Annotated in this window: 23 protein-coding genes; 8 read left to right on the top strand and 15 right to left on the bottom strand. The window is 59.8% G+C overall.

Features of this window, described 5'->3' with window-relative positions; translation table 11 throughout:
- Positions 1 to 140 precede the first annotated feature (140 nt).
- The 5 genes from mnmC (at position 141) to AC07V0_RS24020 (ending at position 7291) form a co-directional block, all read left to right on the top strand.
- Complete coding sequence (gene mnmC / locus AC07V0_RS24040; RefSeq protein ID WP_192350933.1) at positions 141 to 2123, top strand: bifunctional tRNA (5-methylaminomethyl-2-thiouridine)(34)-methyltransferase MnmC2/FAD-dependent 5-carboxymethylaminomethyl-2-thiouridine(34) oxidoreductase MnmC1; 1983 nt, start codon at positions 141 to 143, stop codon at positions 2121 to 2123.
- 122 nt (positions 2124 to 2245) lie between these two features.
- Positions 2246 to 4018, top strand: coding sequence for an N-acetylglutaminylglutamine amidotransferase (locus AC07V0_RS24035; protein WP_192350931.1), 1773 nt, complete (start codon positions 2246 to 2248; stop codon positions 4016 to 4018).
- A gap of 3 nt (positions 4019 to 4021) precedes the next feature.
- Entirely contained in the window at positions 4022 to 5770 is a 1749-nt protein-coding gene (gene ngg / locus AC07V0_RS24030; RefSeq protein WP_018929875.1) for an N-acetylglutaminylglutamine synthetase, read from the top strand.
- 37 nt (positions 5771 to 5807) lie between these two features.
- Complete coding sequence (locus AC07V0_RS24025; RefSeq protein ID WP_064616633.1) at positions 5808 to 6998, top strand: osmoprotectant NAGGN system M42 family peptidase; 1191 nt, start codon at positions 5808 to 5810, stop codon at positions 6996 to 6998.
- Positions 6999 to 7063: 65 nt separating this feature from the next.
- Positions 7064 to 7291 carry a YheU family protein gene (locus AC07V0_RS24020; RefSeq protein WP_003199186.1) on the top strand — a complete coding sequence of 76 codons (228 nt, stop codon included), beginning with the start codon at positions 7064 to 7066 and terminating at the stop codon, positions 7289 to 7291.
- Positions 7292 to 7296: 5 nt separating this feature from the next.
- Here the strand turns inward: AC07V0_RS24020 and csrA are convergent, their stop codons facing one another.
- The 3 genes from csrA to AC07V0_RS24005 all read right to left on the bottom strand — a co-directional run bounded on the left by csrA (position 7297) and on the right by AC07V0_RS24005 (position 8849).
- On the bottom strand, positions 7297 to 7482 hold the full coding sequence (gene csrA / locus AC07V0_RS24015; RefSeq protein WP_064616631.1) for a carbon storage regulator CsrA: 186 nt from the start codon (positions 7480 to 7482) through the stop codon (positions 7297 to 7299).
- Positions 7483 to 7635: 153 nt separating this feature from the next.
- Positions 7636 to 7968 carry a YnfA family protein gene (locus AC07V0_RS24010; RefSeq protein WP_192350929.1) on the bottom strand — a complete coding sequence of 111 codons (333 nt, stop codon included), beginning with the start codon at positions 7966 to 7968 and terminating at the stop codon, positions 7636 to 7638.
- A 65-nt stretch (positions 7969 to 8033) separates the two neighbouring features.
- Positions 8034 to 8849 (bottom strand): SDR family oxidoreductase, encoded by an 816-nt coding sequence (locus tag AC07V0_RS24005; protein ID WP_018929879.1) that lies wholly within the window; start codon positions 8847 to 8849, stop codon positions 8034 to 8036.
- Between the two features lie 288 nt (positions 8850 to 9137).
- On the opposite strand from AC07V0_RS24005, the gene AC07V0_RS24000 reads away from it, so the two are divergent.
- On the top strand, positions 9138 to 9296 hold the full coding sequence (locus AC07V0_RS24000) for a DUF3309 family protein (protein WP_172901242.1): 159 nt from the start codon (positions 9138 to 9140) through the stop codon (positions 9294 to 9296).
- 60 nt (positions 9297 to 9356) lie between these two features.
- Here AC07V0_RS24000 and AC07V0_RS23995 read toward each other — a convergent pair whose 3' ends face one another.
- From AC07V0_RS23995 to AC07V0_RS23950, 10 genes are all read right to left on the bottom strand, one after another.
- Entirely contained in the window at positions 9357 to 11450 is a 2094-nt protein-coding gene (locus tag AC07V0_RS23995; RefSeq protein WP_018929880.1) for an LTA synthase family protein, read from the bottom strand.
- Between the two features lie 353 nt (positions 11451 to 11803).
- Positions 11804 to 12406: an START domain-containing protein gene (locus AC07V0_RS23990; protein ID WP_192350926.1), complete on the bottom strand. Its 603-nt coding sequence runs from the start codon at positions 12404 to 12406 to the stop codon at positions 11804 to 11806.
- A gap of 41 nt (positions 12407 to 12447) precedes the next feature.
- Complete coding sequence (locus AC07V0_RS23985) at positions 12448 to 12702, bottom strand: YkgJ family cysteine cluster protein (protein WP_007942053.1); 255 nt, start codon at positions 12700 to 12702, stop codon at positions 12448 to 12450.
- A gap of 167 nt (positions 12703 to 12869) precedes the next feature.
- Entirely contained in the window at positions 12870 to 13337 is a 468-nt protein-coding gene (locus AC07V0_RS23980; RefSeq protein WP_026286700.1) for a hypothetical protein, read from the bottom strand.
- A gap of 87 nt (positions 13338 to 13424) precedes the next feature.
- The gene (locus AC07V0_RS23975) at positions 13425 to 14864 is read right to left on the bottom strand and encodes an aminotransferase-like domain-containing protein (protein ID WP_018929883.1); all 1440 of its coding nucleotides are present in this window, start codon (positions 14862 to 14864) and stop codon (positions 13425 to 13427) included.
- A gap of 202 nt (positions 14865 to 15066) precedes the next feature.
- Entirely contained in the window at positions 15067 to 15879 is an 813-nt protein-coding gene (locus AC07V0_RS23970; RefSeq protein ID WP_192350925.1) for an OmpA family protein, read from the bottom strand.
- The gene (locus AC07V0_RS23965) at positions 15876 to 16232 is read right to left on the bottom strand and encodes a DUF4398 domain-containing protein (RefSeq protein WP_064616625.1); all 357 of its coding nucleotides are present in this window, start codon (positions 16230 to 16232) and stop codon (positions 15876 to 15878) included. The genes AC07V0_RS23970 and AC07V0_RS23965 overlap by 4 nt, the downstream gene beginning before the upstream one ends.
- A gap of 9 nt (positions 16233 to 16241) precedes the next feature.
- Complete coding sequence (locus AC07V0_RS23960; protein WP_111454908.1) at positions 16242 to 17090, bottom strand: substrate-binding periplasmic protein; 849 nt, start codon at positions 17088 to 17090, stop codon at positions 16242 to 16244.
- Positions 17091 to 17171: 81 nt separating this feature from the next.
- A complete protein-coding gene (locus AC07V0_RS23955; protein WP_019582611.1) occupies positions 17172 to 18101 on the bottom strand; it encodes an electron transfer flavoprotein subunit alpha/FixB family protein in 930 nt (309 codons plus the stop codon).
- Positions 18102 to 18103: 2 nt separating this feature from the next.
- Positions 18104 to 18853, bottom strand: a complete 750-nt coding sequence (locus tag AC07V0_RS23950) for an electron transfer flavoprotein subunit beta/FixA family protein (RefSeq protein ID WP_007903904.1) — start codon at positions 18851 to 18853, stop codon at positions 18104 to 18106.
- Positions 18854 to 19399: 546 nt separating this feature from the next.
- Between AC07V0_RS23950 and AC07V0_RS23945 the strand changes: the two genes are divergently transcribed.
- On the top strand, positions 19400 to 21064 hold the full coding sequence (locus AC07V0_RS23945; protein WP_192350923.1) for an electron transfer flavoprotein-ubiquinone oxidoreductase: 1665 nt from the start codon (positions 19400 to 19402) through the stop codon (positions 21062 to 21064).
- 83 nt (positions 21065 to 21147) lie between these two features.
- Here the strand turns inward: AC07V0_RS23945 and AC07V0_RS23940 are convergent, their stop codons facing one another.
- Positions 21148 to 22038, bottom strand: coding sequence for an AraC family transcriptional regulator (locus tag AC07V0_RS23940; RefSeq protein WP_192350920.1), 891 nt, complete (start codon positions 22036 to 22038; stop codon positions 21148 to 21150).
- A gap of 190 nt (positions 22039 to 22228) precedes the next feature.
- On the opposite strand from AC07V0_RS23940, the gene AC07V0_RS23935 reads away from it, so the two are divergent.
- On the top strand, positions 22229 to 23281 hold the full coding sequence (locus AC07V0_RS23935) for an NAD(P)-dependent alcohol dehydrogenase (protein ID WP_018926185.1): 1053 nt from the start codon (positions 22229 to 22231) through the stop codon (positions 23279 to 23281).
- On the opposite strand, the gene AC07V0_RS23930 is transcribed toward AC07V0_RS23935, so the two are convergent.
- On the bottom strand, positions 23278 to 24081 hold the full coding sequence (locus AC07V0_RS23930) for an IclR family transcriptional regulator (protein WP_018926186.1): 804 nt from the start codon (positions 24079 to 24081) through the stop codon (positions 23278 to 23280). The two genes, AC07V0_RS23935 and AC07V0_RS23930, sit on opposite strands and share 4 nt — an antisense overlap.
- Between the last annotated feature and the right edge of the window lie 36 nt (positions 24082 to 24117).

Raw genomic sequence — 24117 nt, 5'->3', positions numbered from 1 at the left:
CCCCCCCCCCCCCCCCCCCCCCCCCCCCCCCCCCCCCCCCCCCCCCCCCCCCCCCCCCCCCCCCCGCTCCTACAGGTTATGGATCAAGCACCCCGCTGGCGATCGGCTAGAATGGCGGTCTTGCCGTTGCCGAGCCTGCCATGAAACCTGTATTGCCCCACGCCCAGCTCGACTGGGACGACCAAGGTCGCCCGCGTTCGCGGGTGTTCGATGATGTGTACTTTTCCGACCAGTCAGGCCTTGAAGAAACCCGTTACGTGTTTCTGGAGCAAAACGATTTGCGCGACCGCTTCGCCGCATTGCCGGCGGGCGGGCGTCTGGTGATTGGCGAAACAGGTTTCGGCACCGGACTGAATTTTCTCTGTGCCTGGCAGTTGTTCGAACAGCACGCAGTGGCCGGTGCGCGGCTGCATTTTGTCAGTGTCGAAAAGTACCCGCTGAGCACCGCCGATCTGCAACGGGCCCTGGCGTTATGGCCGGATCTCAAGCCGTTCGCCGATCAATTGCTGGCGCAATACGTGGCGATTCATCAAGGTTTCCAGCGCCTGGTGCTGGGCAATGGCCGCGTCACACTGACCCTGCTGATTGGCGATGCACTGGAGCAGTTGCCACAACTGGACGCTCAGATCGACGCCTGGTTCCTCGACGGTTTCGCCCCGGCGAAAAACCCCGACATGTGGACTGCCGAGCTGTTTGCCGAACTGGCGCGTCTGGCGGCACCCGGCTCTACCATCAGCACGTTTACCAGCACCGGCTGGGTACGCCGTCTGTTGAACGCCGCAGGCTTCAAGATGAAACGCACGCCAGGCATCGGTCACAAGTGGGAGATCCTGCGGGGCACCTTTCTTGGCTGGCCTGAAGAGACCGCATCACCTGCCGCGACTAAACCCTGGTTCGCTCGCCCAACCCCGCCGACCGGCGAGCGCCGCGCCCTGGTGATCGGTGCCGGGCTGGCCGGTTGCGCCAGCGCCGCCAGTCTCGCCGCGCGGGGTTGGCAAGTGAGCCTGTTGGAGCGCCACGAAGCACTGGCGCAGGAAGCCTCGGGTAACCCTCAGGGTGTGCTGTACCTCAAGCTTTCGGCCCACGGCACCTCGCTGTCGCAATTGATCGTCAGCGGTTTTGGTTACACCCGGCGCCTGCTGGAACAGTTGCAGCGCGGCGTCGACTGGGACGATTGCGGGGTCTTGCAACTGGCCTTCAATGCCAAGGAAGCCGAACGTCAGGCGCAATTGGCCGCGGCTTTTTCGCCAGGCCTGGTACACCTGCTCGATCAACCGCAAGCACAGGCCCGGGCCGGCATCGAACTGGAGCACGGCGGCCTGTTCTTCCCCGAAGGCGGCTGGGTTCATCCTCCTGCGTTGTGCCAGTGGCAGGCGTCTTCAACGAACATTCAGTGGCTGCCCCATCGCGAGGTGCTGGAACTGCGCAAGGTGGAGGATCAATGGCAGGCCTGGGACGGCGAGACACTGCTGGCCAGCGCGCCTGTGGTGATTCTGGCCGGCGCCGCCGAGATCAAGCGTTTTCCCCAAAGCGCCGAGCTGCCCCTCAAACGCATTCGCGGCCAGATCACCCGACTGGCGCAAACCCCTGAAAGCCAGAGCCTGGCGACCGTTGTCTGCGCCGAAGGCTATGTGGCGCCTGCTCGTCTGGGCGAACACACCCTCGGCGCCAGCTTCGATTTCAATAGTGATGATCTGACCCCGACCGTCGCCGAGCACCTCGGCAACCTGGCGTTGCTCGAAGAAATCTCCACCGACCTGGTCACCCGCCTGCATGTTCAAGACCTGGACCCGCAGCAGCTTGAAGGGCGCGCGGCGTTCCGCTGCACCAGTCCCGATTACCTGCCGATTGTCGGACCGTTGGCCGATCAGGCCAGCTTCGCCAATGCCTATGCCGCGCTGAGCAAAGATGCCCGGCAAGTGCCCGATGTGCCCTGCCCGTGGCTTGATGGGTTTTACGTCAACAGCGGTCATGGTTCTCGCGGTTTGATCACCGCGCCATTGTCCGGCGAACTGTTGGCGGCATGGCTTGAGAACGAGCCTTTGCCCTTGCCCAAAGCCGTGGCCGAGGCCTGCCATCCCAACCGTTTTGCCTTGCGCCAGTTGATTCGCGGAAAAGTCTGATACACCGACTTATAACTTATCGGTCTAAAACTCCAGGGATTCAGCCGGGTCAGTTTCCGGGTACCCGCCGTTTTTGGCGGGTATCGATTGACCCTCCCCAACGGAAAAACCGGTAAGGACTTATGTGCGGATTAGCTGGAGAATTACGTTTCGACCATCAACCTGCGGACCTCGCAGCCATTGAACGAATCACCCATCACCTGGCCCCTCGCGGCCCTGATGCGTGGGGCTTCCACAGCCAAGGCCCGATTGCCCTGGGCCATCGGCGCCTGAAAATCATGGACCTGTCGGACGGCTCGGCGCAGCCGATGATCGATAACCAACTGGGCCTGTCCCTGGCCTTCAACGGCGCTATCTACAACTTCCCGGAACTGCGCACCGAGCTGGAAAGCCTCGGTTATGCCTTCTACTCCGGTGGCGACACCGAAGTGCTGCTCAAGGGCTTTCACGCCTGGGGTGAAGCGCTGTTGCCCAAGCTCAACGGCATGTTCGCCTTCGCCATTTGGGAACGTGACGCCCAGCGTCTGTTCATCGCCCGCGACCGTCTCGGTGTGAAGCCGCTGTACCTGTCGCGCACCGGCCAGCGCCTGCGCTTTGCCTCGGCATTGCCGGCATTGCTCAAGGGCGGCGACATCAACCCGATCCTCGATCCAGTGGCGCTCAATCATTACCTGAACTTCCACGCGGTGGTCCCGGCCCCGCGCACCTTGCTGGCGGGAATCGAGAAGCTGCCGCCGGCGAGCTGGATGCGCATCGAAGCGGACGGCACCACCGAGCAGAAAACCTGGTGGACCCTGCCCTACGGCCCACACGCCGACGAACTGAATCTGACCCTCGAAGACTGGCGCGACCGCGTGCTCGATAGCACCCGTGAAGCGGTGGCGATCCGTCAACGGGCGGCGGTCGACGTCGGTGTGTTGCTGTCCGGTGGCGTCGATTCCAGTCTGTTGGTGGGGCTGTTGCGCGAAGTCGGGGCCGAAGACTTGTCGACCTTTTCCATCGGTTTCCAGGATGCCGGCGGCGAGCGCGGTGATGAATTTCAGTATTCGGACTTGATCGCCAAACACTACGGCACCCGGCACCATCAACTGCGTATCGACGAGCAAGAGATCATCGAGCAACTGCCGGCGGCGTTCCGCGCCATGAGCGAGCCGATGGTCAGCCATGACTGCATCGCCTTCTACTTGCTGTCCCGGGAAGTGGCCAGGCACTGCAAAGTGGTGCAAAGCGGCCAGGGCGCGGACGAGTTGTTCGCCGGGTATCACTGGTATCCGCAGGTGGACGGCGCGAGCGATCCCTATGCAGCGTATCGCGATGCGTTTTTCGACCGCAGCCATGCCGACTATGCCGCCACAGTGCAGCCGAAATGGCTGACAGCCAACGATGCCGCCGGCGACTTCGTGAAGGAACATTTCGCACAACCCGGTGCCGACGCGGCGGTGGACAAAGCCCTGCGCCTGGACAGCACGGTGATGCTGGTGGACGACCCGGTCAAACGGGTCGACAACATGACCATGGCCTGGGGACTGGAAGCGCGCACGCCGTTTCTCGACTATCGCCTGGTGGAATTATCAGCGCGGGTGCCGGGCAAATTCAAACTGCCGGATGGCGGCAAGCAAGTGTTGAAAGAAGCAGCGCGGCTGGTCATTCCCAGTGAAGTGATCGACCGTAAAAAGGGTTACTTCCCGGTGCCTGGCCTCAAGCATTTGCAGGGCGATACGCTGAATTGGGTGCGTGAACTGCTGCTCGATCCGAGTCAGGATCGCGGCTTGTTCAACCCCGCCATGCTCGACCGCCTGCTGACCGATCCGCAAGGCCAGTTGACCCCGTTGCGCGGCTCCAAGCTGTGGCAATTGGCGACCCTGAACCTGTGGCTCAGTGAACAAGGAATCTGATCGATGAAACCCCACGCCACGGCTTACAGCCAACGCCTGTTGCGCGGTCAGGCGCCCTCCTACGAACGCTTGCAGGCACGCCTGGCCGAAGACGGCAGCGCATTGAGCGCCGTGCCCATCGCCGTGCATTGCGGTTGGGGCCGGTTGTTAATCGGCCATACCTTTCCCGATGCGGCGAGCCTCGCCCAAGAGTTGCTCAATGAGCAACCCGGTGAGCGGGACATCGCCTTGTACGTCGCCGCCCCCCAGCAAGTGCTGGGGCTGGAACCGGCGCAACTGTTTCTCGACCCGTCCGATACTTTGCGCCTGTGGTTCAGCGATTACCGTCAGGCCACCCGGGTGTTTCGCGGTTTTCGCATTCGTCGGGCACAAAGCGAGGCGGACTGGCAGGCGATCAATCAGCTGTATCAGGCCCGCGGCATGCTGCCGATCGATGCAGGTTTGCTGACGCCCCATCATCAGGGCGGCCCGGTGTACTGGCTGGCGGAAGACGAGGACAGCGGCGCGATTATCGGCAGCGTCATGGGCCTCAATCACCACAAGGCATTCAACGATCCGGAAAACGGCAGCAGCCTGTGGTGCCTGGCGGTGGATCCGCAATGTTCCCGCCCAGGCGTCGGTGAAGTGTTGGTGCGGCACTTGATCGAACACTTCATGAGCCGTGGGCTGAGTTACCTGGACCTGTCGGTGCTGCACAACAACCGTCAGGCGAAAAATCTTTACGCCAAGCTCGGTTTTCGCAACTTGTCGACCTTTGCGATCAAGCGCAAGAACGGTATCAACCAGCCGTTGTTTCTCGGCCCCGGCCCCGAAGCCGAGTTCAATCCGTATGCGCGGATCATCGTCGAAGAGGCTCATCGGCGCGGTATTGAGGTGCAGGTGGATGACGCGCAAGCCGGTCTGTTTACCTTGATCCACGGCAGTCGTCGGGTGCGTTGCCGCGAATCCCTGAGCGATCTGACCAGCGCCATCAGCATGACCTTGTGCCAGGACAAAAGCCTGACTCACAAGGTGCTGAAAAACGCCGGCCTCAAACTGCCCGCACAACAACTGGCGGGAAGCGCGGACGACAATCTGGCGTTTCTCGACGAGCACGAACGGGTGGTGGTCAAACCGCTGGACGGTGAACAGGGTCAAGGGGTGGCGGTGGATTTGCGCAGCATTGAGGAGGTCCAGCAAGCCATCGAAAACGCCCGTGCATTCGACAGTCGAGTGCTGCTGGAAAGTTTTCACGAAGGCCTCGATTTGCGGATTCTGGTGATCGGCTTCGAGGTGGTCGCGGCTGCCATTCGCCGGCCGGCGGAAGTGGTGGGCGATGGTCAGCATTCCATCGGTGCGCTGATCGAAGCCCAGAGTCGTCGCCGTCAGGCGGCAACCAGCGGCGAAAGCAAAATCCCGCTGGATCAGGAGACCCAACGCACCTTGCAGGCGGCGGGTTATGACTACGCCAGCATTCTGCCGGCCGGCGAGCACTTGTTCGTACGGCGCACGGCGAATCTTCATACCGGCGGCATCCTTGAAGACGTCACGGCGATTCTGCATCCAGCCTTGGTGGACGCGGCGGTGCGCGCGGCGCGAGCGCTGGATATTCCGATGGTCGGGCTCGACCTGATGGTACCGGCCGCCGACCAGCCGCAGTACGTGTTTATCGAAGCCAATGAACGAGCCGGCCTGGCCAACCATGAACCGCAGCCGACGGCCGAGCGGTTTGTAGATTTGCTGTTTGCACATAGTCAGCCGGCAGTCCCTTAGTGATGTGTTGTCTGTACCAACACCATCAGGAGTTTCCATGACCAGCAAAATTCCCGAACCGGATCTCGATTACCTGCAAAAAGTCCTGCTGGAAATGCTCGCCATTCCCAGCCCCACCGGGTTCACCGACACCATCGTGCGGTACGTCGCCGAGCGCCTTGAAGAGCTGGGCATTCCCTTTGAAATGACCCGTCGCGGCACTATCCGCGCGACTCTCAAGGGCAAGAGGAACAGTCCGGACCGAGCAGTCTCCGCTCACCTGGATACCATTGGCGCGGCGGTTCGCGCGATCAAGGACAACGGACGCCTGACCCTGGCGCCTGTCGGCTGCTGGTCCAGCCGTTTTGCCGAGGGCAGCCGCGTCAGCCTGTTCACCGACAACGGCGTGATCCGCGGCAGCGTGTTGCCGCTGATGGCTTCCGGGCACGCGTTCAACACCGCCGTGGATGAAATGCCGATCAGCTGGGATCACATCGAATTGCGCCTGGACGCCTATTGCGCCACCCGCGCCGATTGCGATTCGCTGGGGATCAGCGTCGGCGATTTCGTCGCCTTCGACCCGTTGCCGGAGTTCACCGAAAGCGGCCACATCAGCGCCCGTCACCTCGACGACAAGGCTGGCGTTGCCGCACTGCTGGCGGCACTGAAAGCGATTGTCGACAGCGGCGAAGAGTTGATGATCGACTGCCATCCGCTGTTCACCATCACCGAGGAAACCGGCAGTGGTGCGGCGGCTGCCCTGCCCTGGGATGTCAGCGAATTCGTCGGCATCGACATCGCGCCGGTCGCGCCCGGCCAGCACTCCAGCGAACACGCGGTGAGCGTGGCGATGCAGGATTCCGGCGGGCCTTATGACTATCATCTGTCGCGGCATCTGCTACGCCTGGCCGCTGACAACGAACTGCCGGCACGTCGGGACCTGTTCCGCTATTACTTCAGCGATGCTCACTCGGCCGTCACCGCCGGCCATGACATTCGCACCGCCCTGCTGGCCTTCGGTTGCGACGCCACCCACGGCTACGAACGTACCCACATCGACAGCCTTGCCGCTCTCAGCCGTTTGCTCGGCGCCTACATTCTCAGCCCGCCGGTATTCGCCAGCGATGCACAACCAGCCACGGGATCGCTGGAGCGGTTCAGTCACCAGATCGAGCACGAGACGCAGATGGAAAGCGATACCCGGGTACCGTCGGTGGATAGCCTGCTGGGACAGCGCACAGAAAGCTGAGGCGAACACTGGTGATGTGTTCATATCCGCCGTAGCATCGCGCCAATGTTTAACCGAGGTGCCTTATGCTGATCCCCCACGACCAACTTGAAGTCGACACCCTGACCCGCCTGATCGAGGATTTCGTGACCCGTGACGGCACGGACAACGGCGATGACACGCCGCTGGAAACCCGTGTGTTGCGTGTGCGTCAGGCATTGACCAAGGGCCAGGCGCTGATCGTCTTCGATCCGGAAAGCGAGCAATGCCAGTTGATGCTCAAGCACGACGTGCCCAAGCACCTGTTCGACTGAAGCCCTTAACGAGCCTTGGCTTTTGCCTGTTTGATCTGGATGCGCTCGTAGACTTCGGCGCGGTGTACGTTGACCTGCTGTGGCGCTTCAACACCGAAGCGCACACTGCTTCCGTTGACGGCGAGCACCCGCACGGAAATGTTGTCACCAATGGATATCAATTCGCCCACAACGCGACTGAGTACAAGCATGGCATTCATCCTTCAGGGTTACCGGTCCCTGAAGATGCCCTGCGCAGAGCGGGTCTTCAATGCAACGACCGCAAAACAGTCCCGCCCTACAATGCAGGCTGCATCACCCTGACGGACGTGTCTGACAAACCGCTTGAATGAAGGATCGATCCGTCAGGAAGCGGTAAGGCGCGGACCAAACAAAATGACAGTCGCCCCGAGTACACACAGCGCCACGCCGATCCAGTCCGAGCCCAATGGTCGAATCCGCTCGACCACCGCCAGCCAACCAACCGACGCGATGATGTAGATGCCGCCGTAGGCGGCATAGGCGCGACCGGCGTAGTTCGCTTCGACCCGGGTCAGCAGTAGCGCGAACAACGTCAGGCTGAGCAAGGCCGGGATGACCCACCACACGCTTTTACCCTGGCGCAGCCACATCCAGAAAGCGAAGCAGCCGGCGATTTCGAACAGCGCGGCGAGGAAAAACCACAGGTAATTGAGCATGCAGACGTCTCGTTGGGATGGCCGGTTGGCGGCCACCCTAACGACGGTGTTGCGCACAGGCAAGTTCAGCCTGCGTTTTGTTTGGCCTTGGCGCGCATTTTGTCGGCCATCACAGTCATTTCGTTGTAGAGCAATTGCGGGTCTTTCTGTTTGATCGCCCAGGCCATACGGCCCTGCTCGTGAGGCAGGATCAAGAATTCGCCAGCGGCGACCTGCTGATAGATGTAGTCGGCAATGTCAGCAGCGGTGATCGGTGAGCTTTCCAGCAATTTGCCGACCTGGGCTTTCATGGCCGGGGTCGGGCCACGGAAGGAGTCCAGTAGATTGGTCTGGAAGAACGACGGGCAAACTACATGCACGCTGACTTCCTCATGGGCCAGTTCAATCAGCAAACTTTCGGACAACGCCACCACACCCGCCTTGGCCACGTTGTAGTTGCTCATGGCCGGCCCTTGCATCAGCGCCGCCATCGAGGCGATGTTGATGATTTTGCCTTTGCTTTTCTCCAGCAGCGGCAGGAAGGCCTTGCAGCCCTTGACCACGCCCATCAGGTTGATCGCGATTTGCCAATCCCAGTCCTCCAGCGACAGTTCACTGAAGAACCCGCCCGAGGCCACGCCGGCATTGTTGACGATGACATCGATACCGCCGAGTTTCTCTTCGCAGGCTTGGGCGAAGGCGGTCAACTGACTGTAGTCGCGCACATCGCAGCGCTGAATGAAGCCGTCACCGCCGGCTTCGCGCACCAACTTGAGGGTTTCCTGCAGGCCGGGCTCACTGACATCCGACAAGGCCAGCTGCCAGCCTTCACGCGCCCAGCGCAGCGCGATTTCGCGACCCAGGCCTGAGCCCGCGCCAGTGATCATCATGCGATTTTGCATAGCAAACAGCCTTGTTGTTCCGGGGAAGATGCACCGAGTGTAGCGAAGGATAATGCGCGACCCACGCTCCATCAGAGTGCTGAATGGCCAGCGATGAACCACGGCGCGGTGCGGTTGTTTCAACTTCGAAACAGAGCAAAAGAAATAAACATACTTTCCAAAAACATTAAAAAAACTTGGAATTTTTCTTCATAGCCATGAGTCGGATTTTTTAAGCAGCTAGGATTAATACAAGTCCAGCTGATGGCTAAAACGCCAGGTCAAACCCACAACGCTTCCAACAAGGAAATAGACATGGGCACAATTCTTATCGTTATTCTTATCCTGTTGCTGATAGGCGGCCTGCCGGTCTTCCCGCACTCCAGAAGTTGGGGTTATGGCCCGTCCGGTATCATCGGCGTGGTGTTGGTGGTGCTGTTAATCCTATTGCTGCTTGGCAAGATATAGAGATTCTACCGGCAAAAAAAAGAGGCCCTGCGAAGGGCCTCTTTTGTATTCCGGAAAAACTTAGTCCGGTTTGCCGTCAACCACACCGGCGGTGTTGTCCAACAGGCTCTTGGTAGCCGTCTGGATGAACGACTCGAGCTTCTGCTTGAGCGCCGCTTCGTCAGCCGATGCCGGGATCACTTCACCTTTCGGGTTAGCGCCCAGTTCGTATTGATACAACCTTGGCGGCATCTCTTTAGGCAGTACCAGCACGCGGTCCGCGGTGAGCAAGGCGACCGTCTGATCGCTGCCCGACGGCTTGATCATGCCGAAACCCTTGTCACCTTCCGGCAGGTTCAGCAAGTCACGCCCCCAGCATTGATGGACCACATCGCCACCCACGCGGCCCATGATGGTCGGCACGATGTCGATCTGGGTGCCCACAGTGTGGTCGACCTGACCGAATTTTTCCTGTATGCCCGGCCCGATCATCAGCATCGGCACGTTGAAGCGGCCCAGGTCCATTTCGGTGATCTGTTGTTCATTGCCAAAACCGTGGTCGCCGACGATCACGAACAGGGTTTCCTTGAAGTACGGCTCTTTGCGAGCCTTTTCAAAGAACTGACCCAATGCCCAGTCGGAGTAGCGCATGGCGGTCAAGTGTTCGTTGAGGCTGCCACGATCGGTCACGCGCTCCACCGGCAATGGTGTCGGCAAGGCGTATGGCGTGTGGTTGGACAGGGTTTGCAGCAAGGCATAGAACGGTTTCTTGTCCTTGCCGTCGCGGGCTTTCAACTCTTCCAGGCCACGGTTGAACATGTCCTGGTCAGACACGCCCCAGGTCGGGTCGGAGAACACCGGGTTGACGAAGTCATTGCGCCCGATGAAGTTGGTCATGCCCTGGTTGCTGAAGAAGCCCGACTGGTTGTCCCAGGCGAAGTCGCCGTTATAAACATACACATCGTCGTAGCCACGAGTGCTGAGCAACTGTGGCAGGCCGGACAGTTTGTGGCTGCCTTCCGGGGTCTGCATCAGGTATTCGAAACCTGGCAGGTTCGGGAAGCAGGCCATGGTGGCGAACATACCTTGGTGGGTATGGGTGCCGTTGGAGAAGAAACGGTCGAACAACAGACCTTCTTTCGACAGTTTGTCGAAGGAAGGCGTGATCTCGCCCGGACGTCCCAGAGCGCCCACCGAGTGACCGGCGAAGCTTTCCATCAGGATCACCACGACGTTCTTGATCGGCAGTGTCTTGTTGGCGTCGGGGGTGTAGTTGCGACGCACCGCGGCGGTCTCCGGGTTCACCAGTTTGTCGCTCGGAGTCAGCAGCATATCGCGCACGGTCTGCTGGGCCAGAGGTTGTTCCAGTGTGGCTTTCCAGATGTTGTCGCGCTCTTCGGACATCCGGCTCTTGGCCGCGGCGATCAGCGACAGCGTGCCGTTGAGGCCCAACTGGTTGGCGAAATTCGAGTCGGTGGTGTAGACGTCACCCCAACGCAGCGGCGGGCCCTGGCGCAGGGTGCCACGCGCCGCGACCACACAGACCATCAGGCAGACCACGAACACCACGCCGCGCGCATACCACGGAGCGACCTGGCGCGTGCCGATGCTGCCACCGCTGAACGGCCCGCGAGGACGTGTGGCGCGGTCGGCGCCTTTGAACGCGAGGGTCAGAATCAACGTGCCCACACCCCAGGCCAACAGGTAGCGAACTACCGGAAAACCGTACCAGAGCATGCTCATCACGGTTTTCGGGTCTTCTTTCACATACTGGAAGACCAGGCCGTTGAGGCGCTGGTGGAACTCGCGGTAAAAGTCCATCTCCATCAGGCCGAGGAACAGCGCGATACTCGAGGCTACAGTCAACCAGAGCCGGAAGAACCCGCGGGCCGCCATGGCCCGGGCGCTGAACAGGGCCAGCAGCAGCGGAACGCTGAGGTAAACCACCAGGCGCAGGTCGAAACGCAAGCCATTGGCGAACGCTTCCAGGAAGGTCGAAGCCGGTGTGTCGAGGATCATCGAGCGGTTGTAGACCAGCAGCGCGACGCGCAGCAGGCTGAACATGACCATCATGATCAGGGCGCACAACAGCGTGTAGGCCAGATGCGATTTGACGGTCGGTTGCAGCAGGCGACTAGTAGCTCGCTGCTGATTCAGGGCGTCCGGGTTTGCCATGTCGTTTTAGGACCCATTGGAAGTTGAAGTTACAAAAATACAGTGGCGCCTTGCCCTCTGTTGGCCATCCTCGGCCCCGGGGCGTGCGCGGTGCGCAAATGTTGCACGATCAACCGCGGCATTGCCATTGATTACTGCCCGACAGCCAAACTGCCGCTCATAGCGGTCAGGGACAAGCGGCGTGGGCGCAAAGTTGCGGGGTTGATTCGTTGAGGCGAATTGTCTTGGAGAGATTGTGAAAATTTCGTTCAACGCATATCCGGAAACAAAATAACTCCCCTCCCCTGGTAGAAATGAAACGCCCCGATTTGATCGGGGCGTTGTTGAACAGGCCGCATCAACTGGATACGCGGCTACTTCTCGGCGCGTTCTTTCAGGGCTTTGAGAGTATTGAACGGCGCATCGACCACGAACTTGTTGGCCAACCACGACGGCACGCTGCCGCCTGGATCAGTGTGAACCTGATAAGTCACTTCGACTTGATCGCCTTTAGGCACGAACTTCCAGAAACCCTTGACCTGGGCGACCCGTACAAAACCCTTTTCTTCCGGAAGGTACTTCGGCTGCCCTTCCAGCTCGCGGGTCAGGCTGCCATCAGCGCCGTCAACGGTAGTGACATGCAACACCGAATCGCGAGCAGTGACCGGCCAGGGTGTATTGAACTGAGTGTAGGTCCAGCTCTGGTTGCCTTCGTGCTTGAGCAGCTTCTGGACCTTGCACTCGTGAATCCAGGCGCAGGCTCCCGGAACATCTTCCTGCAGTGCACGCAGTTCGGCCATGGTGGTCTTCATGATCGTTACACCACGGTAAGCCTTGTATTGGGAACCGGCCACCTCACTCAAGGACACCTTGATGCCATCTTCGTCCTTGGCGGTTTTCCAGTCTTCGGCCTGGGCCGTGGAGGCCAGCAAAACCGTCAAACCACACAGCACAGCGATACGATGCAGCGAACCCATAGTCTTATTCCTTATTGTTGAAGTTCCGTTCGTTGAACACATCACGCGGCCGTCATTTGCTCCCACCAGCCCAGCAATTTGATCGCTTCGTCGCGGCTGCTTCCGCAAACCTCGACATCGGCCTCAAATGCCGAACACACCGCGGGGCGTTCCGGCTTGCCGAAAATGCTGCACAGGTTATCGGCAGACAGTTGTACGCATCGTTCTCCGGCGGCTTTGCCATTGGGCATGCCGGGAATCGGCGAACTGATGGAAGGGGCAATGCAACAGGCGCCACAGCCTTCACGGCATCTCATGACGACAAGCTCCTCGCGACGAGCAATGTGTTAAAGGGACGCGGCACAGAGTAACGGCTAAAACAGTTGTTTTAAATTACCCGGGCCCGGGTTTTTACGCTCAAACGAACGTGACTGACCAGTCTCCGACAAAGCGTCTGTTTCGCGGGTCACGAACTGGGGGAAATTTACTGCTTGAACTCGAATTCCAGTGCCGCGCCTTCAACGTCCCGGCGCTCTTCATTGCGCCGTTGCAGCTGCATTTCGTTGCTGATCAGGCGACCGTTCAGCTGAAACGGACTGCTTTTGCCACCGAACATTTGCGGCAACACCGCATCGTGTCGAGGCAACGGTACCGTGCCGACCGGTTTCAATTCATCGACCTTATCCTTGGGCAAGCTCAAGTCGAGATTGGCGGGAGGGAGGTTGGTTTTCAACACTTCGCTGGCTGGTTTTGACTTGGAAGCAATGGGAGAACGCTTTTTGACCGGGGCAGCCTTTTTTTTGACCGGAGCGGTTTTTATAGCCGTCGCCGGTTTTTTCGCGGTTGCGGCGGCTGTCGGTTTTTCCTGAACGGAAGCCGCCATGACACCTTCCGCATGACAAGTCATCAACAGGCAGATCAATAACCAGGCAGAAGGAAAAATCGGCTTCATGGACCCAACGACGCGAACGGCAGAAGGTTATATGCTCGCCTGTTGGAGGCGACAAGACAAGCGGGCAGTTCATAACTGCCCCGCAAGTCAAAAACCGCTCGTTGTCTCCTGACACAATTGCGTCGCCAGCAGCCCCAGTGTCATCAATGCACGCTCGGCCTCGCGGTTCCAGGGGATGCCGCAGTTCAGGCGAATGCAGTGATTGAATTGCTCGGTGTTACTGAAAATAAGCCCCGGCGCAATGCTGATGCCCTGCTGCAGCGCACGCACATGCAACTCTTGCGTATTGACCCGCCCCGGCAAACTGACCCACAGAATGAAACCGCCGGTAGGCCGGGTCATCTGTGTGCCTTCCGGGAAGTATTGCTGCACTGCCAGTTGGAAAGCGCTGAGGTTCTTGCGGTACTCCTGACGGATGTAACGCAAATGCCGGTCGTACCCGCCGTTCTCCAGATAGGCGGCAATGCCCATTTGCGTGACACTGCAGGCCGAATGCGTGCTGAACGTCTGCAAGCGCTGAATTTCCTGCTGGTACTTGCCGGCAATCATCCAGCCGATCCGCACGCCGGGCGACAGGGTTTTGGAGAAGCTGGAGCAATAAATCACCCGATCCAGCCGGTCATAGGCCTTGAGCGATTTGGTGCGCCCCTGCTCGAACATCAGCTCGCCATAAATATCGTCTTCAACGATCTGGATATCGAAATCCGAAGCCAGGCGCAGCAATTGTTTCTGCCGCTCTTCGGGCATGGTGCCGCCCAAGGGATTGCTCAGGCGCGTGGTCAGCACCAGTGCCTTGATCGACCACTGGTTGGCCGCCAATTGCAAGGCTTCGAGGCTCATGCCGGTGGCCGGATCGCTGGGGATCTCGATGACTTTCAGCCCCAGCAGATCGGCCAGTTGCAGCAACCCGTAATAGGTCGGCGACTCGGCGGCGATCAGATCGCCCGGCCGGGTCAATACGCGCAGAGACATCTGCAATGCATCGACGCAGCCGTGGGTGATTACCACTTCCGACGGATCAACCACCACGCCGGCATCGCGCATGCGGATCGCCACTTGCCGACGCAACGGCTCGAAACCAGGGCTGAACATATAGCTGAACGCGCGCGGACTATGGAAACGGGTGACTTTGGCCAGTTGCTGATGCAGTGCCCGCACCGGCAGATAATCGACACTCGGTACAGCCGCGCCCAACGGGAAGACCCCCTCACGGCGGGATTCGACCAGGACTTGCTGAATGATGCTGCTGCGGGTGACCAGGCCTGGGCGCTCGACCCGGGCGATGTCCGGGGTCGGTGCCGTCAGGGCGGGTGTCTGGTGCACGTAGTAACCGGATTGCGGCCGGGCACGGATCAGCCCTTGATCTTCAAGGTTGGCGTAGGCCTGCAACACCGTCGCATGGCTGACGTTGAGCTGCGAGCTCATCTTGCGCACTGAAGGCACGCGCTCTCCCGGCTGATAGACGCCACGGCGGATGTCTTCGGCCAGTTGCTGAGCAATACGTTGATAGAGCAAGAGATTGGTCATGACGCAGCACTCGATTTCACGGGCATTTTATTCTTGTGTGAAACAATACCGGAACAGTTTAGAAGTGTACTGGGACAGTTACTACAATAGTCGACCATACAGTGCGGTGTCAGCAAAAGCTGTACTGTTTTACGACGCATTTGACGGGCGCAAAAAAACCCGGCGCTGCTGAGCAGGCCGGGTTTTTCCAGTGACGCAGCCCTTAACGGGCCGCGCCGAGCTGGCCTTTTTCGTCGGAGAACACAATTTCCACCCGACGGTTCTGCGCACGACCGCGCTCGGAAGCGTTGGCGTCCACCGGGTACTCATCGCCGTACCCTTCAACCTGGATGCGTTTGTCGTCGATGCCCAGGTCCGTTAATACATCAGCCACCGATTGCGCCCGGTCGCGGGACAGCTTGAGGTTTTCCTGTTTACCGCCAGTGCTGTCGGTATAACCCTCGATCCGCACCACACGCTTAGGGTTGAGCTGCAAGAACTGGACGATTTTCAACACCACGCGGTTCGCCGAGCTCTTCAGCTCCGCTTCACCGGTATCGAACAGCACATCACCCAGGGTCATCACCAGACCACGGTCAGTCTGGGTGGTCGCCAACGCCACGATCTGCTCTTCGAGCCACTTGCCCTGTTGCTGCACGCTAAGCAACTTGGACTCACGCAGCGCCAATTGCAGGCGCTGACGCTCGAGTTCGAGCTTCGCTGCGCGCTCTTCGTTGAGCACTTGATTGGTATGTTCCCGGGCGATTTCGCTGTAGCGCTGGCTCAGGTAGGCGTAATGGGCCACGTCCGAACCGCTGCCCCAGTAGCTGGACAGTCGATCGGCGCGGGCCAGGGACTCGCCGGCACGGATCACGTCCTTGGGCGCGATACGCAACACGTTGGAGTCTTCCTTGACCTTCTGGAAGTCGGCACCGGCCTGCTGCAACGCCACTTCGCTGTGTTGACCGGCGCAGCCATAAAGGCTTGCGCAGCCGACCAGGATCAAGCCGCCGAGTGCTTTGGTCTTCAGGTTCATTGAGCATCTCCCAGTTGCTTGCGCAGGCGGGCGATGCGGGTATTGAGCACGTTCAACTGCGCCTCACTCTTGAGGGTCAGAACCCGGGCTTCGGCCAGGCGCGCGTCCAGCTCGGCCTGCTCGGCCCGCATGCGCGCATTCTTGAAGGACTGGTCGGCCATGTTGCCCTTGGCACGGTTGAACTTGTCCTGGGCCAGTTTCAGCTCCGGCACTTCCTCGGCGGTAGCGCCCACGGCCTTGGCTTGTTCGAGGGCCTGTTCGGTCAGGCGTATTTGTTCATTCGGCGCCGGATCGGCTGCACAACCCGCCAGAGCCAGAACGGCCAGGGCAGCGAAAAGAGGTCGAATACTCACTAAAAATCCCTACTGTTTTGGGGTACTGACAGGTTGTGGCTGCGGCTGTGAGCCTTGCGCTTTCCAACGCTCGATATTGCGCAGCAACGCAGCTTCCGTCAGTCCGGAGGCGGGCAATTCTGTCATCTTTTTGGCCAGCTGTCCGCGCAACCAAGGATCGTTACAGGCGGAGTTATGGGAAACCGCGAGGTACAGGCCGGGTTTGTCGATGGGTTGTGAGTGGGCCATCAAGTCATTGGCCATCCCCAGCGTTTGCACCATGGCCATGCCCGAGTAGCGACCGGCGAGGACAAACTCCACCTCGCCCAGCAGCAATTTCTGAAAGGCCTGAGTCAGATTGGGTGTGCGCAAGAGGGTCAATTGCTGCTCGGCGAAAGTGCCGAATGAAGGGCTCACTCGAGCCTTTTCCGACAACGCGCCGGGATGACCGTGGAGGTCCTGCGCTTCGTTGTAAACCAATAACGAGTCGTTGCGAGTCCAGACCAGATAATCGTTTTCCAGCATCGCAGGATGGATGTAATCCAGATTTTCCAGTTCAGTGACCATCAACGGCGCATCGGCCAGCATGTCCATGCGCCCGCTGCGCACTTCATCCAGGGCCTGGGAGCGTTTGCCGGCATAAAGCAGCTCAACCTTGATGCCCAACTCCCCCGCCACTTGTTGCAACAAATCAGCGCTGGCGCCAATCAGGTGCTTAGGGTTTTGCGGGTCTTGCCACAGGTACGGCGGTGCGTCGGGGCTGCCGGTTACGATCAAGCGTTCGCATTTGCCCGCAGCGCTGGACAGCCCCGGTATCAGCGCCAGACTTAAACACAGTCCTGGCAAAAAAGAGCAGCCAAACCAGTGGCGCAGATCCATGGCAACACTCTCCCCACTCAAATCCGGAACAAAAAAAAGCCCGACCAAAAGGCCGGGCTCTTTATAAGTCAAGCCGCCGGATTAGACCAGCTTCTCGAACTCAGGGATGGCTTCGAACAGGTCTGCCACCAGGCCGTAATCGGCCACCTGGAAGATCGGCGCTTCTTCGTCCTTGTTGATCGCAACGATCACTTTGGAGTCTTTCATGCCGGCCAGGTGCTGGATCGCGCCGGAGATCCCGACGGCGATGTACAGCTGTGGCGCAACGATCTTGCCGGTCTGACCGACCTGCATGTCGTTGGGTACGAAACCTGCGTCAACCGCAGCGCGCGAAGCACCGACGGCAGCGCCCAGCTTGTCGGCCAGGGCGTACAGGTGTTTGAAGTTGTCGCCGTTCTGCATGCCACGACCACCGGAAACGACGATCTTGGCAGCGGTCAGTTCCGGACGATCGGACTTGGCCAGTTCTTCGTTGACGAAGCTGGAAGTGCCGGCGTTGTGAACAGCGGCAACAGCTTCAACGGCGGCCGAACCACCTTCAGCCGCCACCGGGTCGAAACCGGTCGCACGCACGGTGATCACTTTCACTGCAGCATTCGATTGCACAGTAGCGATGGCGTTACCGGCGTAGATCGGGCGCTTGAAGGTATCGGCGCTTTCTACCGAGATGATCTCGGAGATCTGGTCAACGTCCAGCTGAGCGGCGACGCGCGGCAGGATGTTTTTGCCGTTGGAAGTGGCGGCAGCCAGGATGTGGCTGTAGCCCTTGCCCAACTCGGCTACCAGTGGAGCAACGTTTTCCGGCAGCTGATGCGCGTAAGCAGCATTGTCAGCGTTCAGGACTTTGCTCACGCCAGCGATTTTCGCAGCGGCTTCAACCACGGCGCCAGCGCCCTGGCCTGCAACCAGAACGTGGATGTCGCCACCGATCTTGGCGGCAGCAGCAACGGTGTTCAGCGTGGCCGGGGCCAGCACTTTGTTGTCGTGTTCGGCGATTACCAAGATAGTCATGATTAGATTACCTTCGCTTCGTTTTTCAGTTTCTCGACCAGTTCAGCCACCGACTTGACCTTGATACCCGCGCTGCGTGCAGCTGGCGCTTCGACTTTCAGGGTCTTGTTGGTGGAGGCGGTGGAAACGCCCAAAGCGTCCGGAGTCAGCACTTCGAGAGGCTTCTTCTTGGCTTTCATGATGTTTGGCAGGGACGCGTAGCGCGGCTCGTTCAAACGAAGGTCGGTGGTGACGATGGCCGGCAGTTTCAGGGAAACCGTCTGCGCGCCGCCGTCGATTTCGCGGGTCACGGCAACTGTATCGCCGGACACTTCGACTTTCGACGCGAACGTGCCCTGACCGTAGCCGCTCAATGCCGCGAGCATCTGGCCAGTCTGGTTGTTGTCGCTGTCGATGGCTTGTTTACCGAGGATCACCAGCTGTGGCTGCTCCTTGTCGACCACTGCCTTGAGCAGCTTGGCCACGGCCAGGGAAGTCAGATCTTCAGCGGATTCGACGAGGATGGCGCGGTCGGCACCCAGAGCCAGCGCGGTGCGCAGTTGCTCTTGAGCGGTGGATGGGCCGATGGAGACGACGACGATTTCAGTCGCCACGCCTTTCTCTTTCAGACGTACGGCTTCTTCCACTGCGATTTCGCAGAACGGGTTCATCGACATCTTGACGTTGGCGAGGTCGACGCCGGAATTGTCCGCCTTGACGCGAACCTTGACGTTGTAATCCACAACGCGTTTGACAGCTACAAGAACCTTCATGGATTCCTCGTTACTCTCCGGTGAAAAGAAAGTCGCCTAGGCGAACCTGGCGGTTGATGCTCATCGGCGCAAGGGCACCTCTAAAAACGCTGGCAGGTGTATTGGGTGAACCTTGCTCACAAGGCTGATGACCGTTCGTCAGTGGTGACCGACAAGTCATTCATTACCGTGGCGTGTAAACTGCGCGCGATACCTGCGCGGCGCTTCACCTTGTACTGCCATCGCCCTGTCTTTAGAGGTGCTCTTGAAACCTACATTCAGCCTACGGCGAGCGCAAAACCGCCCGTATCTTGACCGGAACACCTATTCCGGTCAATACGGCAAAATGGCCAGTCATAAGCCGCGTGACTTTGATTTATCTGGCTTTGAGCCGATTCAAACAAACGTTTGTATTGGACGCTAAGAGTGGTGTAGATATAATGCGCCACCCAAAGAGAAAGGTGGTTCATCGATTGTCCTCTGTGCCGCACTATGGGGAATTCATGAATGCGACACCCAACCTCCAATTAGAAAAAAAACTGTTGAGCCTTGAGTAGGAGATAGCCTGTGGAACGCGAATACATGGAATTCGACGTGGTCATCGTCGGTGCCGGCCCCGCTGGCCTGTCCGCCGCCTGCCGTTTGAAGCAGAAGGCCGCCGAAGCCGGTAAGGAAATCAGCGTCTGCGTGGTCGAAAAAGGCTCCGAAGTCGGCGCTCATATCCTGTCCGGTGCCGTGTTCGAACCACGGGCCCTGAACGAACTGTTCCCGGACTGGAAAGAACTCGGCGCGCCGCTGAACACGCCAGTCACCCGCGATGACATCTTCGTTCTGAAGAGCGCTGACAGCGCGCAGAAGATTCCAGACTTCTTTGTGCCCAAGACCATGCACAACGAAGGCAACTACATCATCTCCCTGGGCAATCTGTGCCGCTGGCTGGCCCAGCAGGCCGAGAACCTGGGCGTGGAAATCTACCCGGGCTTCGCCGCCCAGGAAGCGCTGTTCGACGAGAACGGCATAGTCCGCGGGATCATCACCGGCGATCTGGGCGTTGACCGCGAAGGCAATCCGAAAGAAGGCCTGTACACCCCAGGCATGGAACTGCGCGCCAAGTACACGCTGTTCGCCGAAGGTTGCCGCGGCCACATCGGCAAGCAGCTGATCAAGCGTTTCAACCTCGACAGCGAAGCCGACGCCCAGCATTACGGCATCGGCCTGAAAGAAATCTGGGAAATCGACCCGGCCAAGCACCAGCCTGGCCTGGTGGTCCACACCGCCGGCTGGCCGCTGGACATCATGGGCACCGAGAACACCGGGGGCTCGTTCCTCTATCACCTGGAAAACAACCAGGTGGTGGTCGGTCTGATCGTCGATCTTTCCTACAGCAACACCTTCCTGTCGCCGTTTGATGAGTTCCAGCGCCTCAAGCATCACCCGGTGCTCAAGCAATACCTGGAAGGCGGCAAGCGCGTCAGCTACGGCGCTCGCGCCATCTGCAAAGGCGGCCTGAACTCGCTGCCGAAAATGGTCTTCAAGGGCGGCGCTCTGATCGGTTGCGACCTCGGCACCCTGAACTTCGCCAAGATCAAGGGCAGCCACACGGCGATGAAGTCTGGCATGCTCGCCGCTGACGCGGTGGCCGACGCGCTGTTCGCCGATCTGGACGGCACGCAAGAGCTGACCACTTATGTCGAAGCATTCAAGAAGAGCTGGCTCTACGACGAACTGTTCGCCAGCCGCAACTTCGGCCCGGCGATGCACAAGTTCGGCCCGATCCTCGGCGCTGGTTTCAACTGGATCGACCAGAACATCTTCGGCGGCAAACTGCCGTTCACCCTGCACGACACCAAGCCGGATTACGCGTGCCTGAAACTGGCGGCCGACTGCAAGAAGATCGACTACCCGAAACCGGACGGCAAGATCAGCTTCGACAAACTCAGCTCGGTGTTCATCTCCGGTACCAACCACGAAGAAGAGCAGCCGTGCCATCTGAAGCTGGCCGACGCGAGCATCCCGATCAGCAAGAACCTGCCGCTGTACGATGAACCTGCCCAGCGTTACTGCCCGGCCGGCGTGTACGAAGTGGTCACCCAGGAAGACGGCGAGAAGCGCTTCCAGATCAACGCCCAGAACTGCGTTCACTGCAAGACCTGCGACATCAAGGACCCTGCACAGAACATCACCTGGGTGGCGCCGGAAGGCTCCGGCGGCCCGACTTATCCGAACATGTAAGTCGACCGTCTGAACAACAAGGCTCCCTGAACGGGGGCCTTTTTGTTGCCCGCAATTCAAGCGTCACCACAAGAACCTGTGGATCAGGCAGCGCGCTCATCCCCCGGATTACGCTCGAAGTAGCGCTTGTACTCACGACTGAACTGCGACGTGCTCTGATACCCCACCCGATGCGCCACCTGGGCCACGCCCAATCCTTCGCCCTGCAGCAAGCGCTGGGCCTTGAGCAAGCGCAAACGCTTCAGATACTGCACTGGCGACAACAAGGTGCAGCGTTTGAAATGCTCATGAAACGTCGATGCGCTCATGTTGGCGCAACTGGCCAGGGCTTCGACGTTCAGCGGCTCGGTGTAATGCGCATGCAGATGGCTCAGGGAGGCCGCGATCCGGGCGAACTGCCCCTGTTGCTCCACCAGCGCCCGCAATACATCAGCTTGCGGCCCACGCAAGGCGACGAACAACAACTCACGCAATCGCGCCCGTCCCATAACCTGGCTCTCCAGCGGGTCGTGCAGACAGCGCAACAGCCGCTCAACACAACCCCGCATCGCATCATCGAGCACCGCCGAAGTCATGGACTCTGGCGTCTGCGCCGCGATACAGCGCCCCGACGCCAGCCCCATGGCCAACACCAACTCACCGAGCAACACCCGGTCAATGGCGATGGAAATGCCCAGCATCGGGCCATCGGGCGCGGAAAACGTCTCGCACTCGAACGGCACCGGCAGCGCCTGAATCAAATAATGCCCGGCACCGTATTCCAGAGTACGCGACCCCAGATACGCCAACTTACTGCCCTGGGCGATGATGACCAGGCTTGGCTCGTAGATTTGCGGGCCACGGGCCAAATCACAACTGGCCCGCAAAATCTGCACGCCCGGCAACGTGGTAGGCGTGAAACCATCGCGGGTGGTCAGCCGCTGGATCAGCGAAACCAGCGTGGCATTGGCATCGAGATGACGGGTCAACAACATGGAGAGCTCTTCACAAAAAAGTCGCGAAAAAAGGGATGAAAACATCATCGCAGGTCTGAACGCCAATGCGGCCAATCAACGGTGCATACCGGAGGATTAGGCATGACACCCGGAGGAATCGCCATGGCCGGTCACCCGTGCGGTGCCCAGAATGGCTCGCCTCACCTGTCACTGCTTTGCGAGGTTCACCATGTACACCGCCATCGGATACGCCGCTCAGTCGCCCACCACTCCCCTCGCCCCGATGAAATTCGAACGCCGCAGTCCACGGCCCGACGACGTCGCAATCGAGATTCTCTACTGCGGCGTCTGCCATTCCGACATCCACCAGGCGCGCAACGAGTGGGGCATTGCGGTTTACCCGCTGATGCCCGGCCATGAGATCGTCGGCAAAGTGACCGCCGTCGGCGCGAACGTTACTAAACACAAAGTCGGCGATCTGGTCGGCGTCGGTTGCATGGTCGACTCGTGCCGCCATTGCGAAGCCTGCCAGGCCGATCTGGAGCAATACTGCCTCGAAGGCCCGACCATGACGTACGCCACCCCGGACCGGGTCGATGGCAGCAACACGATGGGCGGTTACTCCGACAGCATCGTGGTCAGCGAGCACTTTGTCGTGCGCATCCCGGAGAAGCTCGACCTGGCCAGCGCCGCGCCGATTCTATGTGCCGGCATCACCACCTACTCGCCGCTCAAGCACTACGGCGTGAAGGCCGGTGACAAGGTCGGGATTCTTGGCATGGGCGGTCTCGGTCACATGGGGATCAAGTTCGCCAAGGCGATGGGCGCTGAGGTGACCTTGTTCACCCGCTCGGCGAGCAAGGCTGAAGAAGGTCGTCGCCAAGGCGCGGACCACGTGATCGTGTCCACCGATGCCGAACAGATGAAGGCCGCCGCCGGACAATTCGACTTCCTGCTGGACACCATTCCGGTGCAGCACGACCTCAACCCCTACCTCGATACCCTGCGTTTCGACGGCGTGCACATTCTGGTGGGCTTGATCGAGCCGATCGATCCGCCGGTGCATGCTGCCAAACTGGTATTGGGTCGTCGCATGCTGGCCGGCTCACTGATCGGCGGCATCGCCGAAACCCAGGAAGTACTGGACTTCTGCGCCGAGCACGGCATCTCCTGCGACATCGAAATGCTCGACATCCACCAGATCAACGAGGCTTACACCCGCATGATCGCCGGTGACGTGAAATACCGCTTCGTGATCGACATGGCGACGCTGAAACTCTAAACCTTCAGGCCCAATTCCGCCGACAGCCGGGCTGTGACCCCTTTGATCAGGGGAATCAGCTCGGCCATTTTTTCCAGCGGCATGTACGGCACGGTGCTGGCGATGCTGATGCCGGCGACAATGCGCTTGCTGGCATCGCGAATCGGTGCCGCCACGCAGCGAATCGATGGTTCGTTGTCTTCCAGGTCGAAGGCGTAACCGCCGGCCACGTACTCGATCATGCGCTGCTGAAACTGCTCCCAGGATTGCTCTGGGTGCTGCGGCCAGAACTGATTTTTCCCGCCCACCGGCAAGCTGATTTCATACAGCCGTTGCCATTCTTCCTGCGAGTCATCGAGCATCAGCGCCTTACCAATCCCGGTACGCGCCAACGGCATGCGATGGCCGACCCGCGAACGCATTTCCGGGCCATTGCGCCCCGGATTCTTGAGCAGGTACAGCACCTCGTCGCCTTCACGAATCGCCAGGTGAATGGTGTCGCCGGTCAATGCCGACAACTCATCCAGATACGGCCCGGCCAGCGTCACCAACGGCAGCTCTTCGCGCGCCTGAAAACCCAGCTCGATCAGTTTCGGCCCCAACAGATAGCCGACCTGCGGCACGACCCGCAGATAACGCTCGTCCACCAGGCAACTGGCCAGACGATGGGTGGTGCTGCGCGTCGTGCCGATCAGCCGGGCGATTTCCTTGAGATCGCGGGCGCCACTGGCCACCGCCTGCACCACACCCAGGCCACGAAGCAGTGTCTGGGTGCCGGTCGGCGCGGCGTCCTTGGCGATTTTTGGGGCGTCTTCCTGCATATCCAGCCTTTACCGTTGAGCGAGGGAACGGGCGGC

The sequence above is a fragment of the Pseudomonas sp. GW821-FHT01E10 genome (genome assembly GCF_059422365.1).
The sequence above is the reverse complement of the archived record's forward strand: the minus strand, read 5'-3'. Positions and strand labels throughout refer to the sequence as shown.